The following is a 14,160-nucleotide window of genomic DNA, read 5'->3' as shown; positions in this document are numbered from 1 at the left end:
AACCTATCCTATTAACGAATACATGATCCAAGCTACAAATGGCCCTACACAAGAGCCCACAATTGCGCATACGGTCATGGCAACTGAACTCATCGATACGGACTCTTCCCCATATTCTAGCGCTTTAGCCGTACCTAGTGCATGAGAAGCCGTACCTAAACCAATCCCAATTCCTACTGAACTTTTGATTCTAAAGAGTCTCATAATATATGGCCCGCCAATTGCTCCGGTAAATCCAGCAATCATCACGAACACAGAAGTTAAGGAAGACTCCCCACCGAGATTGCTAGAGATCTGTATGGCTACAGGTGTTGTAATGGATTTAGGCAATATGGAGAGGACATACAATTTCGAGAACCCAAATGCCAAAGCCAATAGGATTCCACTAAACATTCCTACGAGTAAACCTATGATTGTCCCCCCGAGGATAGCAGGAAGATTGTGACGCAGCACATGACGTTGCTTATATAAAGGGTACGCTAGTGATACGACAGCAGGCCCTAGTAATTTATTAATCCATTGACCACCTATCATATAAGTATCATACGGAATCTCAAAATATAGAAGCAGCACAACAACGGCAAAAGTCGCCGTTAGTGCTGGCAAGAGCACAGGAATATGAAATCTTTTGTATATACTCGACATGACCAAATAAATAGCTACATTTAGTAGAACAATCCCAGCTGCAATAACAAACATTATGATTCGTTCCCCTTTTCTCTCTTACTCTTCTTACTCAACAGAGCTAGCCAGTGGCTGAAATGAGCTGCTACCACCATCGTTAATACGCTACTCACAATAAGAATACCGATTAACAATAATCCTCTTCCACTGAAAATATCCATATGATTTACAATGCCAGCTGTGGCAGGAATAAAAAATAACGGAAGGTATGCTAACACCGCAGTCGAGCCATCTTCGATCCACTTTACTGGTACGATCTTACACAGTAATAAAACAAAGAGTAATAATAACCCTACGATGCTTCCGGGAATCGGAAGATGAAGAAGTTGTTGTAGATACTCACCTAACAGAGAAAATAAATACAAAAACAAAACTTGGGCAATGATGCGCAAAATTCTCATGACGTAAAGTCCCTTCATTAATAAAATAAACCTATTCGAAAAAAGGCTGACTCTACTAGAGTACAGAGAGTTCAAGATTTTTTCAATCTATTAAGACACAAAGGGCCGTGAAATCACAACTAGAGTTGAGATTCACGGCCTAAATATTTTCCAGATTTTTTATTATAAGGTGCGATCACCCTTTTTCTATACTAGGGGTTACAAATAGGATTACTTCGCTGCTAACGGTTTCTTCCACAACCCCAGAATCAGTCCTGAGATGACCGAACCGATGATAACAGCCAATAGGAACAGTAATGCATGACTTGAAAGAGCGGCTACGAAGATCCCACCATGCGGTGCTGGGACGTTAATATTCCACAGTTGAGTGAGACCACCAGCAACGGCAGAACCCAGGATACAGGAAGAAAGTACACGAAGCGGATCAGCAGCGGCGAATGGAATCGCTCCTTCGGTAATGAATGACAGCCCAAGCACATAATTGGTTAATCCTGATTTGCGTTCCGATTCGGTGAATTTATTCTTGAAAAACGTAGTTGCAAGTGCGATGGCAAGTGGGGGAACCATCCCCCCCGCCATTACAGCCGCCATCATAAACCCGTTTGTATTTCCACTAGTAGTAAATACCCCGATGGCGAACGTGTAAGCCGCTTTATTGAAGGGACCACCCATGTCAATGGACATCATTCCAGCCAGAACCATACCCAGAATAACTGCATTCGCGGTTCCAAGGTTGTTAAGTCCATCAATTAAACCCACGTTAATCCAACTAAAAAGTGGATCAATCAGATAATACATGATCCCTCCAGTAATCAGTAGACCGAATACTGGATATAGCATAATCGGCTTTAGACCCTCAATCGCTTTTGGCAGACCAGCGAACACTTTACGTAATCCGATGATGACATAACCTGCCAAGAAACCTGCAGCAAGGCCGCCAAGAAAACCGGCATTAGAATTCATGGCCATTATTCCACCAACCATACCCGGCATCAGGGCCGGACGATCACCAATACTAATAGCGATAAATCCAGCAAGCACTGGAATTAGAAAGTGGAAAGCACCATCTCCTCCACCAATCGTCTGTAATAGCTGGAATAACGGGTGGTTATTGCCCCCAATCTGTTCGATCAGGAAGGAAATTGCCAGAAGGATACCACCACCGACTACAAACGGCAACATGTGAGATATTCCGTTCATCAAATCCTTATATATTTTGCCACCAATACTAACGGATTTCTCGGTTGACTCCTCAACACTACCACCACGACCTTCACTGTGGTAGATCGGAGCTTCACCATTCATCGCTTTCCGGATCAACTCTTCTGACTTACGGATACCGTCGCTTACCGGTCTTTGCAGCACTGGTTTTCCATCGAAACGAGCCATCTCTACATTTTTATCAGCTGCGACAATAACACCGCTTGCGCGCCGGATCTCATCAGCCGTCAGTACGTTTTGGGCACCCTCTGAACCATTCGTCTCCACGCGGATGTTGACTCCCATTTCTAGAGCTTTTTTCTTGAGCGCATCTTCTGCCATAAAAGTATGGGCAATTCCCGTAGGGCATGCAGTAACAGCTACAACGAAAGCTTGTGAGTCCGGATTGCCCACAATGACTTGTTCTGTCTCGGACTTTGTGCCGCTATTTTCGTTTATCTTTTCGAGTTCCTTTGCTTTCTTTCTTTTCTCTTTCTCTTGCTCCTTAGCTATTTCTTCCTCCTGTTTCTTATCAAACAACTCTGATACTTCATCAGGTGTCTTAGTAGCCATTAGCTTTTCGATAAATTCACTATCTATCAGTAGTCTAGACAATGCCGCCAATGTGCGAAGATGCATAGTACCAGCCCCTTCAGGAGCGGCAATCATAAAGAAAATTCGCGCCGGTTCATCGTCCAACGATTCAAAGTCCACACCATTTATGCTCTTGGCAAATACAACAGTCGGTTCATTGACAGCTTTCGTCTTGGCGTGCGGCATGGCAATCCCACCACCAATTCCGGTGCTGGACTCTGCTTCACGTTTCAAAATCATTTCCTTAAACAGGGCAGGATCACTGATACGCCCGTGTGCCACAAGGCTAGCAATCAATTCATCAATTGCTGCTTCTTTGGTTGTAGCCTTTAAATCCATGATCATTGTATCTTTTATCATTAGATCCGTAATTTTCATTTCTTAAAGCTCCTTTAATTACTTAGAATTCTGACTGACTTATACTTGTGATATCTGAATCAGTGGCCGTAGCTTCTCAATGTGTTCTCTATCCGCCAAATCGTCTGAGAACGCAGTCGCACTTCCCGAAGCAACCCCTGCACGAAAAGCTTCGAGTAGATCTCCGGTCAGAGACAGGGTACCGACGAATCCAGCAATCATAGAATCACCTGCACCTACCGAATTCTTCACGTTACCCTTAGGTGCATTTGCGTGGTAGACCTCATTTCCTGTGATGAACAGCGCTCCTTCTCCTGCCATCGAGACTAGCACATGCTTCGCTCCCGCTTCCAGTAACTTACGTCCGTAAGTGATGATCTCTTCCCGAGAATTTATCGTTACACCGAACAGTTCCGCGAGCTCGTGGTGATTTGGCTTGACGAGCAGAGGCTTATGAGCTAGAGCCTCTTTCAACGCTGTACCAGTAGTGTCTATAACGAATTCTGTACCATTCTGCTTGCATACTGAGATTAACTTGTTATAGAAATCTCCACCAAGTGATGGGGGCATACTTCCAGACAAAATAACAATATCATCCGCGGTTAACTCGACAAGCTTCTGCAACAAAGCTTCAGCTTCAGTATCTTGAATGATCGGGCCAGTCCCATTGATCTCAGTCTCATGCCCAGCTTTAAGCTTAATGTTAATCCGGGTATCATCAGCGACGAACACGAAATCGCTTGAAATCGATTCTTTACGCAACCATTCCTCAATATATCGCCCGGTAAATCCTCCGAGAAAACCAATGGCTTTATTCTGAATCCCAAGCTGATTCAACACACGTGAAACATTAATGCCTTTTCCTCCCGGAAGCTTCAAATCACGTTTCATCCGGTTCAAGTCACCAAGTCTGAAATCTTCAACTTCCACGATATAATCAATGGAAGGGTTAAGCGTCACTGTATAGATCATGATTTATCCCTCAACTGTTTATAATTTTGATATTCGAATTTCATCTTAACTAATCTTCCTGAATTCACTTACAATAATTCATTTACCGACCTTATTTACTTTTACCCCATTTGTTTCAAACGATGGTAACATCAATACCTTTTTCTATGAGTTCCTGAATGAAGCTATCCGGCGCACCTGAGTCTATTATCAAGTGATCTATTTCAGTAATATCAGCTACCTTGCAGAAGGATACCTGCTCGATTTTGCTATGATCAGCAAGCAAGATAATCTGTTTTGCGATCGCAATCATTTTGCGCTTCGTAGCTGCCTCAAGCATATTTGGAGTTGAAATACCCTCTTGCAAATCCAGACCATTCGTGGCAAGAAAAGCTTTGTCCACTCTCACCATATCTAGAGAATGTTCGGTCATAGGTCCAACAAAGGCCATCGTATCTGGGCGCAATATCCCACCTGTTATTGAGACCTCAATATTGCGGCAATCCTTCAGCTCATTCAAAGCCATGATCGAGTTGGTGATAACCATAATTTTCGAGAAATTCTTTAATTCTCTGGCAATCTGTAGTGTGGTTGTTCCAGCATCTAGCAGGATCGCATCCCCCTCCTGGATCATCTCTACAGCCTTGCGGGCAATCCGCTGCTTCTCTTCTAGGAATCGATCTTCCTTATCTGAATAGGGTGCTTCAAAGTTAACACTTTGTAGTGAAACTGCTCCGCCATGTGTACGTTTAAGCAGTTTTGCTTCTTCAAGTTCTTTAAGATCACGACGTATTGTGGACTCAGATACCCCGGTTTCCTGACTCAATTCTTGAACCGACCCTCTAGAATGCTTCTCCAGGAACTGTACGATAATTCTCTTTCTTTCTTCCTCAAACAGCATCATATTCATACTCCTTCAGGGGCTAGCGCAGCCTATTATCTATTCCAATCGTCTTACCTCTTGATGTATATGATCATCAAATGTTCAAACAATAATTAATCATGATCATTTTATGATCATTTTATGATCATTTTTGATCGTTATTGAACATTTATGATTGTAACAGCGTTTTCATCATCTGTAAATCGGTTTCAGTATGGAAATTTAGACCACATTATAACTGTCGTATGTCATCATCCACCCTCGTAATATTCTGATCAAAGATTCTTCGATCGTAAAAGAACCGAAAGAGGTCACCCATATGGGTGACCTCTTTTTTATAATCCTATTATATCTTTTCAGGTAATCGAATGATATTCCCAAAGCTGACCCCGAGCAGTATAGAGTAAGACATTTGCCTTCTCAAGCATGTCGCTTGCTAGAAGATCGGTAATGAGCAGTATTCTACACCCATGTTCCTTAGCGAAGTCAAGCAGTACACCGATCTCAAGTGATTCAGAGTTTATAGCAAGACTCGTCTTATTTTAAATTTGTTATCTTGCAGACAATACTTCCTTCTCATAAGTTTTAACTTCAGCCAGCCATTGTTCCCGTACAGGAGTACCTTGAGAAGCACAGTAATAATCCCAAACTGCTCCAAACGGATAAGATTTAAACTCCTCCACTAGTGCCAGGCGAGAAGTGTAATCGCCTAACAATTCGATTTTCTTCAGTTCCTCGACTGGCTCCAACATTGCACGGAGTAAGGCCTTAATGGTGTTGCGGGTGCCGATTACCCAAGCGGCAATATGATTAATGCTACCATCAAAGAAATCGAGACCAATATGTGTACGTGGCAACAAATCTCCACGTACCAGTTCACGTGTGATTTCGAGCAGTTCATCATCCATCGTTACCACATGATCACTATCCCAGCGAACGGGTCTGCTGACATGTAGCAATAGCTGTTCGCTGAACATCAGTATGGATGACAGTTTGTTTGAGATCACTTCCGTTGGATGGAAATGTCCCGCATCGAGGCAAATTGCTTTACCACGTGTTAGGCCATACCCCATATAGAATTCATGTGACCCGACGACATAACTCTCAGATCCAATACCGAACAGCTTGCTTTCCACTACATCAATATTGTATTGCGGATTAATTTCCTCATTAAATACTTCATCAAGCGAGTTCATCAACCGTTTACGAGGAGATAAGCGGTCCACTGGGGTATCCTTGTATCCATCCGGTACCCAGAAATTAGTCACACATGTTTGTCCTAATTCACGGCCAAAAGACTCGGCAATTTTACGAGAGGCTCTGCAATGCTTGATCCAGAAGTTGCGAATATCATCATCCGCGTGGCTTAAAGTGAAGCCATCCGCTGCTTTCGGATGGGAGAAGCAAGTCGGATTGAAGTCCAGCCCAAGTCCTTGCTCCTTGGCCCAATCTACCCATGGTGCAAAGTGACGTGGTTCAAGTTCATCCAGATCCACTTTCTCCTTCGTATCAGCATAAATCGCATGCAAATTAACTTTGTGTTTGCCAGGAATAAGCGACAATGCTTTCTCCAAATCCTGACGGAGTTCATTCGGGGTGCTAGCACGACCTGGGTAACTTCCGGTTACGGCTATACCACCGCTAAGCTCCTTGTCTTTGAACAAAAAACCTCTAACGTCGTCTCCCTGCCAACAATGCAGTGAAACTTTAATATGAGACAGTTTTTCCAATACTTCATCCACGTTTATACTGTGGGAGGCATAAAGCTTTTTTGCTTCGTTGTAGCTATTGATGATGCTTTGATCCATGTTCTTTTCCTCCTAAAGTTATATTTTTGTATCGTTATAACAGCAATACTAAGCTCCAACGGTTGATGAGTTCTTTGAAATTTGCCATTTTTCTTGGCAGATAGGATTTAATCTCAAATGAATTTCCTATTATCTTTCTGACCTCATGAATTCCCGAAATATCCCTAGTGCGAATAAGTTGCACTGCAATATTACCCAGAGCTGTAGATTCTGTCGGTCCAGCTAGAACTTCTCTCCCCGTAACATCAGCGGTCAATTGACATAGCAGTTCATTATTCGAACCACCACCAACGATTTGCACCACATCAATGGGTGTACCCGTAAGCTCTTCCAGCTCATTAAGATAGGAATAATATGAAAGTGCCAGGCTGTCAAAGATACAGCGGGCTACTTGGCTTATTGTTGTCGGCACATGTTGACCGCTTTCCAGACAAGCTCTACGAATCTCTTCAATCATATTGAGTGGGTTTAAGAATCTAGGATGATTGCAGGGGATCAAACTTCGAAATCCTTCTTCATTTGCTGCGAGTTCTGCTAATTCTGCAAAGCTGTATCGATAATCCCCTAGTCGCCGAACTTCCTGTATGAGCCACATACCCATAACATTTTTCAAAAAGCGATAAGTACCAAAAGCTCCCCATTCGTTTGTATAGTTCGCTTTCATCGCATCATGATTATTTATTGGATGGCTTAACTCAACTCCTAGCAATGACCATGTGCCACTGCTGATAAAAGCTGAAGAACGACCCTCTTGTACTGGTACACCAAGTACGGAAGAAGCAGTGTCATGTGTTGCGGCACAAATGAGCAGACACTCTGGTAAATCGTATTGTTGTACTATGGCTTCGCTAACAAACGCAAGTACTTCCCCAGGTTCTGTTAGTGCGGCGAAATGCTCTCTTTTAAGATGCAACAGATTTAATAAATCGGTATCATAATCACGCGTTTGTAAATTCAGTAGTTGAGTCGTGGATGCGTTAGTTACTTCGTTCATCATATGGCCGGATAACTTGTAATATAAATAGTCCGGCACCATCAGTATCTTGTAAGCTTTCTCCAATTCAAGTGGATCATGGATATAAAGCTGGTAAAGCGTATTAAAGCTGAGTTGCTGAATTCCAGTCTTCGTATACACTTCTTCAGGGGATATTTGAGCTGTAACCTTCTCCATAGTATTCTCTGTACGATTATCCCGGTAGGAGTATACATCTTGGATTTTTTCACCATTTTCATCGATTAACACATAATCAACGGCCCAGGTATCAATGCCTAACGTACATTTTAGAACGCCGCATCCTTTGGCTTTTTGTAATCCTGCAATGATTTGATCATACAGATAGTCGATATCCCAGAAGCAGGAACCGTTTCGTTCAGTAAAACCGTTGCTAAACCTATGGATTTCTTCCAACAAGATCTTATCATCCTCTAATCTACCTAGCACAAGTCGTCCACTAGAGGCACCAATATCGACGGCAATGTGATTAAACATACAGACACTCCTTATTTTACTTTAATCTTAAACAAAAGATTTTTTGAACAGTTTCCTCCCGCATATGCGATAATAGTTTATATTCACATTGTAAGTGCTTATATTTATGAATACATCCAACATTATTGTTGAAAAATAATAGAATCTTGGGAGGCATTTTATATATGCAAGCCTATTGGGAGAGCGCAGAACATGCGTGGTCGGAAGATTCGATTCGGTTAATTAATACGCCTTCTGATTTTGCCAGAACTGCTCTTTTTTACGTTCAAGAAATCGGTCATTTTAAGACGCTATCTACGTATTACACAGAGCGAGAATATTTAGATTCCTTTCTCCTGGTTTACACCATTTCAGGCCAAGGTAGATTAAGTTATGGTGGGAAAGTGTACAATATACTCCCAAAACAGATTTTTCTAATAGACTGTATGAATTATCAGCATTATGCGCCAGCCAAAGGTCATGTATGGGAAAAGTTGTGGATTCACCTGCACGGCGCGTCTGCAAGGGCTTATTACGAACAGTTCTCACAGGGAGACGGACCCGTTCGGTCAACCTCAGATGAGACTCCCATTCCTGAGTTATTACGAAATTTAATCGAGTTACATTATTATAAAAGTCTAAAGAATGAATTATTATCCTCCAAACTCATTGTCGAATTGCTAACGGAAGTCATTCTTGCAAGCCCTCTTTCGGATCATTCAAATATGGATGCACCACCACTAGTCATGGAAGCTCTTGACTTCATCTATAAAAGATACAATGAGAAATTATCATTAGATTATTTAGCAAATAAATTATCAGTAAATAAATATCACTTATCTAAATTGTTCAAAAAGCATACCGGCCTCTCTCCGGGTGAATATATCATTAATTTACGTATTACTCGGGCCAAGGAGCTGCTTAAATACTCAGAGCTTACAGTCGCCGAAATCAGTGAAAAAATTGGCATAGATAATGTAAGTCACTTTATCAATTTGTTTAAAGACCGAACCGAGCTTACACCGCTATCTTTTCGAAAAACATGGAAGAACCAACTGAAGAGTGAATATTCACGATAGATATATGTACGAAAAAGAGAGGGAAGGCCTTGGGCCTTCCCTCTTCTTGTTCAAATCAACTTCTATTGGGTTAAGAGCACTTGCTATATCCGCAATTACTACATGTTTTACAACCCTCAATATTGATCAGTGTGGCACCACCGCAGGACGGACATAAATCACGTGAAGTAACTGATGTACCTCCGTGTGACTTCCCAACCGGTTCATGATTGTGATCATCATGATGAGCCAATGTAGCCGCTACTGGAGCGGGATCATGATCTACATAGGGACCATTTTGCACATGTGTTTCTAACGCTTTGGCTACCGCATCCGCTATCGATTCCACACGGTTTGGACCAAAGCCAATCGCTCCGGAACCACCAATCCCTTTCAAATGCTTGATTAGTAGCTCAACCTTGTGACCATGATCGCCATAACGTAGGAACAAAGAGCATACGCGTCCTAATGCTTCAGCCATAGCGAACACATCGGAGCCTGCCTTCCCGACATTAAGGAAGATTTCACTCGGGATCCCATCTAAATCGTTAATCGTAATGTAGGCCATGCCGAATGGAGTATTGATTTTATAAGTAGCACCACGAAGGACTTGTGGACGTTTTTTATACTGTTTATCCAAAGCTACCTTATCATCGGTATCCGTATTTACAGAAAGTGACTGCGTGAAGCTGCTCACTTCTTCATCTGTCGATATAACTTCCTCCGCTACTGGCTTCTCATCCTTCTTCTCCGTTTGTAGTACTTGCACATCACGGCTGCCATCACGGTATATCGTTACCCCTTTACATCCGAGGTCAAATGCCATTTCATATAGCTCTTTTGTTTCTTCTACCGTAAAATCGGACGGGCAATTCGCCGTTTTGGAAATGGAGCTGTCCACCCAGCGTTGAATAGCTGCTTGTGTACGAATATGATCCTTAGCGGATAAATCCATCGCGGTTACGTAATAATCCGGAAGCTCCTCCCCTGGATGAGTATCCAGCCAATCCTGAGCAATCGGCACAAACTGTTCATCGAAACCAAGACGACTTTGACGGTAATATTTGAATGCGAAATAAGGCTCGATACCGGTTGATGTTCCTACCATAGTACCTGTACTACCTGTAGGTGCTTGTGTAATAAGTGTTACGTTACGAACGCCTTTCTCACGAACTGCTTGCTCAACTTCAGGATACGTATCACAAAGCACCTTCATAAATCCACTTTGTAAATAAGGGTCTGCTTCAAACGCTGGAAATGCACCCTTCTCTTCCGCAATTTCTGAGGATGCCAGATACGCTTCTTTGGCAATGAAGCCATATAGTTTATCCAGAAACTCTAGTGACTCTGGGCTACCATAGCGAATATGCAGCTTAATCATCAGCTCCGCAAGGCCCATTGTTCCAAGCCCTACGCGGCGTTCTTTCTTCTGATTCAACTCATTTTCTTCAAAATGATAAGGGGTTCGATCAATAACATTATCTAAGAAGCGAACGGAATAACGCGTTGTAGTCGCTAGATCATCCCATGCAATGTCGTGTTTCTCTTCATCATAGAATTTGGACAAATTAATCGCGGACAGGTTGCAGACACCCCAGCCTGGTAAGCCCTGTTCTCCACATGGATTTGTACAAATAATTGGATTGAAATACCAGCTGTTGGACATCTGATTATAGTATTCCATAAATACAACACCTGGCTCGGCCGATTTCCAAGCAGACTCAATAATCGTGTGCCAGATCTCGCGGGCCTTAACTGTACGATAATGAACTACATTTCGTCCTGCAGCCTTCCATTTATCAAGATCGCCATCCCATACGTCGTTATAATCCTCATCCGTCGTATCTGGGAAGACAAGCTCCCAATCCAGATCTTCTTTAACAGCCTTCATAAAATCATTGCTCACGCATACCGACAGGTTAGCATTCGTAACTTGCCCCATGCTTTGTTTGACTGTGATGAAATCGAGGATATCCGGATGCCAATCATTCATCATCAACATCAATGCTCCACGTCTACTGCCGCCTTGCTCTATTAGACCCGTCGTATAGCTAAACAGTCCGCCCCAAGATACGGCTCCACTAGACGATCCATTTACACCTTTTACAATGGCACGACGTGGGCGTAATGAACTGAGATTAATCCCTACACCACCGCCACGAGCCATGATCTCTGTCATTTCCGACAAAGTTTCCATAATTCCCCCACGGCTATCTTTAGGTGAAGGAATGACATAGCAGTTAAAGAGTGTCAATTCATCACTAGCCCCTGCACCTGCGGCAATTCGTCCACCAGGAACTAATTTCCAATCATCCAATATATAGCGGAACTTCTCTTCCCAATCCTTCTGAAGTTCCGGCGTCTTTTCAACTGAAGAGATAGAGGTAGCTAGACGATCCCACATTTCCTCTGGTGTTTTCTCAATATTCAGCGTTAGCTTCTCCACATCCGATTCTACGAGCTCGCCTCGGCGTGTCTTGACCGTAACCATTCGACCTTCGCGAGCAACGATTTCCCCGACTTCCTTCGTCGGAAACTTCGGATCATCTTTTGTAAGCACGAGAACAACGTCCCCTACCTTCGCATGACTTGGATCAGCATCCTTCCAAGCATAGCGGTCCAAAAAGATTTTCTCACTCAAGCCTTCTAAGGTTTGCTTCTGCTGTTTGTCCAAAAAAAACACCCTCCTAAAAGTTTCTTCCTTGAATAATCTTCGTAACAAAACTTACTTCGAAAGCTCGCACCTATGTTAAGAGATATAGCATGAAATTACATATAGATCACAATATATAGTGTGCGAATACAATTATACTATACTACATATCGATTTCACAGCCTCTTTATATAAAAAATCCTTCTTAATTTCGTCATTTTATTTCCTACCTTAGACACTGGAAATCTTTAAAGTTATGAACTCCCTCTTTTTCGTCCATACTACACCTACATCTAAAAGAATACGTAACAACTAATGGAGGTTTTGTCATCATGTGTCCTCATCCCCATAGCCCTACAGTAAATTCTACAGGTTCAGTTCCTGTTCCGATCGAATTCGACCATAGCTGGTACGAAGATCTTGAAACTCGCTTAAATAAAGGTGGTCCATGGGATGATTGGAAGCTATTCAACCTCTCTGCTCAGGCAGAAGCTGCCTCTTTGGTCACTAGCTTTGAAGAAATGCTTTGCCTTCAACATTTACAGAACGTGACGCCGCTGCCTCATCAGACAGAAACTGCTCGAAAGGTATTATTCGAAATGCGTGGGCGTGCTATTCTCGCAGATGAGGTTGGTCTCGGTAAGACGATTGAGGCCGGTATGATTCTAAAAGAATATATGATTCGTGGGCTTATCCGTAAAGTGCTCATTCTTGTACCCGCTTCACTTGTTCTGCAATGGGTGCGAGAGCTAAATCAGAAATTCGGTATTCCTGCGGTAGCGCAGAAAAAGGAATATTCTTGGCAAAACGACATCGTTGTTGCCTCTATGGATACAGCAAAACGCAACCCTCACAAGGATATTTTATTCAATAATGAGTATGACATGGTCATTGTTGATGAGGCTCATAAGCTAAAGAACAAGAAGACTACAAATTATCAATTTATGCTGAAGCTACGCAAAAAATATTGCCTACTACTGACCGCTACCCCTGTGCAAAACGATTTGGGAGAACTATTCAACCTCATCAGTTTACTTAAACCAGGCCAACTTGGTGGATTGGGTGATTTCTCGACCAATTTCGTCGTTGATAAACGAGTGGCCAAAAATGAGGGACAGTTGAAGGGTGAACTCGCTAAAGTTATGATTCGCAATCGGCGTGGAGACGGCGAACTAGAGTTCACCAAGAGAATTGTTCGCAACGTACATGTTGAACTCTCCGACGAAGAAAAGAAACTTTACGATGGTGTCACTTCTTTTGTCAGAGATCAATATCAAGCTGCGGGTGGCAACCTGAGTAGTATGCTGTCATTGATTACGCTTCAGCGGGAAGTGTGTAGTAGCCGGGATGCTGTCTTTGTTACACTCGTTAATTTATCAAAAAAGTTAGCCCCAGATTCTCCACTACGGGAGCGAATATGGGGGCTCGTCGACATTATTAAGACGATTCAAACGAATAGCAAGGCTGAGAAAACGATGGAGCTCATCCAAGAGATGAACGACAAGGTGATCGTCTTTACCGAATACCGTGCAACTCAAGAATATCTGATGAAATATTTCCGAGACCGTAATATGACGGCCGTTCCATATCGAGGTGGTATGAACCGAGGTAAGAAAGACTGGATGATGGATCTCTTCCGTGGCCGAGCTCAAGTGATGATTGCTACCGAAGCTGGTGGTGAAGGAATCAATCTACAGTTCTGTCATCAGATGATCAATTTTGATCTCCCCTGGAATCCTATGCGGGTTGAACAGCGAATCGGACGGGTTCATCGCTTAGGACAAGAAAATGATGTCATGATATATAACTTGTCTACGAAAGGGACTATTGAAGAACATATTCTGAACTTGCTTCATGAGAAGATCAACATGTTTGAAATGGTTATCGGGCAACTCGATGTTATTCTAGAACGTTTTGAGAAGAAAGGTTCACTGGAAAATAGCATCTACAAAATATTATTGGAATCACAGGACGATAATGAAATTGCCCGTCGTGTTGATACACTTGGTCGTAGTATTCATTCCATCAAGGATGAACTGGATAATGAAACATTATCTACTAAGGATTCGGATGGTGACTTCAAGCAATTGTTAGGAGGATAAA

At 42.6% G+C, this 14,160-nt stretch carries 10 protein-coding genes; 2 read left to right on the top strand and 8 right to left on the bottom strand.

The window, feature by feature from the left end:
• Window positions 1–3: 3 nt before the first annotated feature.
• The 7 genes from IEW05_RS05530 to rhaB form a co-directional block, all read right to left on the bottom strand.
• Window positions 4–699: an LrgB family protein gene (locus IEW05_RS05530; RefSeq protein ID WP_188536606.1), complete on the bottom strand. Its 696-nt coding sequence runs from the start codon at window positions 697–699 to the stop codon at window positions 4–6.
• Window positions 699–1,085, bottom strand: coding sequence for a CidA/LrgA family protein (locus IEW05_RS05525; RefSeq protein ID WP_188536604.1), 387 nt, complete (start codon window positions 1,083–1,085; stop codon window positions 699–701). Before IEW05_RS05525 ends, IEW05_RS05530 begins: the two co-directional genes overlap by 1 nt.
• Window positions 1,086–1,295: 210 nt before the next feature.
• Window positions 1,296–3,257 (bottom strand): PTS fructose transporter subunit IIABC, encoded by a 1,962-nt coding sequence (locus IEW05_RS05520; RefSeq protein WP_188536602.1) that lies wholly within the window; start codon window positions 3,255–3,257, stop codon window positions 1,296–1,298.
• 39 nt (window positions 3,258–3,296) lie between these two features.
• Complete coding sequence (gene pfkB, locus IEW05_RS05515; protein ID WP_188536600.1) at window positions 3,297–4,208, bottom strand: 1-phosphofructokinase; 912 nt, start codon at window positions 4,206–4,208, stop codon at window positions 3,297–3,299.
• A 115-nt stretch (window positions 4,209–4,323) separates the two neighbouring features.
• Window positions 4,324–5,091 (bottom strand): DeoR/GlpR family DNA-binding transcription regulator, encoded by a 768-nt coding sequence (locus IEW05_RS05510; protein WP_308420379.1) that lies wholly within the window; start codon window positions 5,089–5,091, stop codon window positions 4,324–4,326.
• Between the two features lie 530 nt (window positions 5,092–5,621).
• The gene (rhaA, locus tag IEW05_RS05505) at window positions 5,622–6,878 is read right to left on the bottom strand and encodes an L-rhamnose isomerase (RefSeq protein WP_188536598.1); all 1,257 of its coding nucleotides are present in this window, start codon (window positions 6,876–6,878) and stop codon (window positions 5,622–5,624) included.
• Between the two features lie 34 nt (window positions 6,879–6,912).
• Entirely contained in the window at window positions 6,913–8,367 is a 1,455-nt protein-coding gene (gene rhaB, locus IEW05_RS05500; RefSeq protein ID WP_188536596.1) for a rhamnulokinase, read from the bottom strand.
• A 164-nt stretch (window positions 8,368–8,531) separates the two neighbouring features.
• Between rhaB and IEW05_RS05495 the strand changes: the two genes are divergently transcribed.
• Window positions 8,532–9,425 (top strand): AraC family transcriptional regulator, encoded by an 894-nt coding sequence (locus tag IEW05_RS05495; protein ID WP_188536594.1) that lies wholly within the window; start codon window positions 8,532–8,534, stop codon window positions 9,423–9,425.
• A 70-nt stretch (window positions 9,426–9,495) separates the two neighbouring features.
• On the opposite strand, the gene IEW05_RS05490 is transcribed toward IEW05_RS05495, so the two are convergent.
• Complete coding sequence (locus IEW05_RS05490) at window positions 9,496–12,078, bottom strand: adenosylcobalamin-dependent ribonucleoside-diphosphate reductase (RefSeq protein WP_188536591.1); 2,583 nt, start codon at window positions 12,076–12,078, stop codon at window positions 9,496–9,498.
• 311 nt (window positions 12,079–12,389) lie between these two features.
• On the opposite strand from IEW05_RS05490, the gene IEW05_RS05485 reads away from it, so the two are divergent.
• Window positions 12,390–14,159 carry a DEAD/DEAH box helicase gene (locus tag IEW05_RS05485; RefSeq protein WP_188536589.1) on the top strand — a complete coding sequence of 590 codons (1,770 nt, stop codon included), beginning with the start codon at window positions 12,390–12,392 and terminating at the stop codon, window positions 14,157–14,159.
• Window position 14,160 lies beyond the last annotated feature (1 nt).

The sequence above is a fragment of the Paenibacillus segetis genome, assembly GCF_014639155.1.
In the GTDB taxonomy this organism is placed as follows: Bacteria; Bacillota; Bacilli; order Paenibacillales; family Paenibacillaceae; genus Fontibacillus; species Fontibacillus segetis.
This window is presented reverse-complemented; position numbering and strand designations above follow the sequence as displayed.

Excerpts from the sequence above, each read along its gene's own strand:
- IEW05_RS05520 (WP_188536602.1), bottom strand. The coding sequence starts at position 3,257 with ATGAAAATTACGGATCTAATGATAAAAGATACAATGATCATGGATTTA.
- rhaA (WP_188536598.1), bottom strand. The coding sequence starts at position 6,878 with ATGGATCAAAGCATCATCAATAGCTACAACGAAGCAAAAAAGCTTTAT.
- IEW05_RS05530 (WP_188536606.1), bottom strand. The coding sequence starts at position 699 with ATGTTTGTTATTGCAGCTGGGATTGTTCTACTAAATGTAGCTATTTAT.
- IEW05_RS05510 (WP_308420379.1), bottom strand. The coding sequence starts at position 5,091 with ATGATGCTGTTTGAGGAAGAAAGAAAGAGAATTATCGTACAGTTCCTG.
- rhaB (WP_188536596.1), bottom strand. The coding sequence starts at position 8,367 with ATGTTTAATCACATTGCCGTCGATATTGGTGCCTCTAGTGGACGACTT.
- IEW05_RS05525 (WP_188536604.1), bottom strand. The coding sequence starts at position 1,085 with ATGAGAATTTTGCGCATCATTGCCCAAGTTTTGTTTTTGTATTTATTT.
- IEW05_RS05485 (WP_188536589.1), top strand. The coding sequence starts at position 12,390 with ATGTGTCCTCATCCCCATAGCCCTACAGTAAATTCTACAGGTTCAGTT.
- IEW05_RS05495 (WP_188536594.1), top strand. The coding sequence starts at position 8,532 with ATGCAAGCCTATTGGGAGAGCGCAGAACATGCGTGGTCGGAAGATTCG.
- pfkB (WP_188536600.1), bottom strand. The coding sequence starts at position 4,208 with ATGATCTATACAGTGACGCTTAACCCTTCCATTGATTATATCGTGGAA.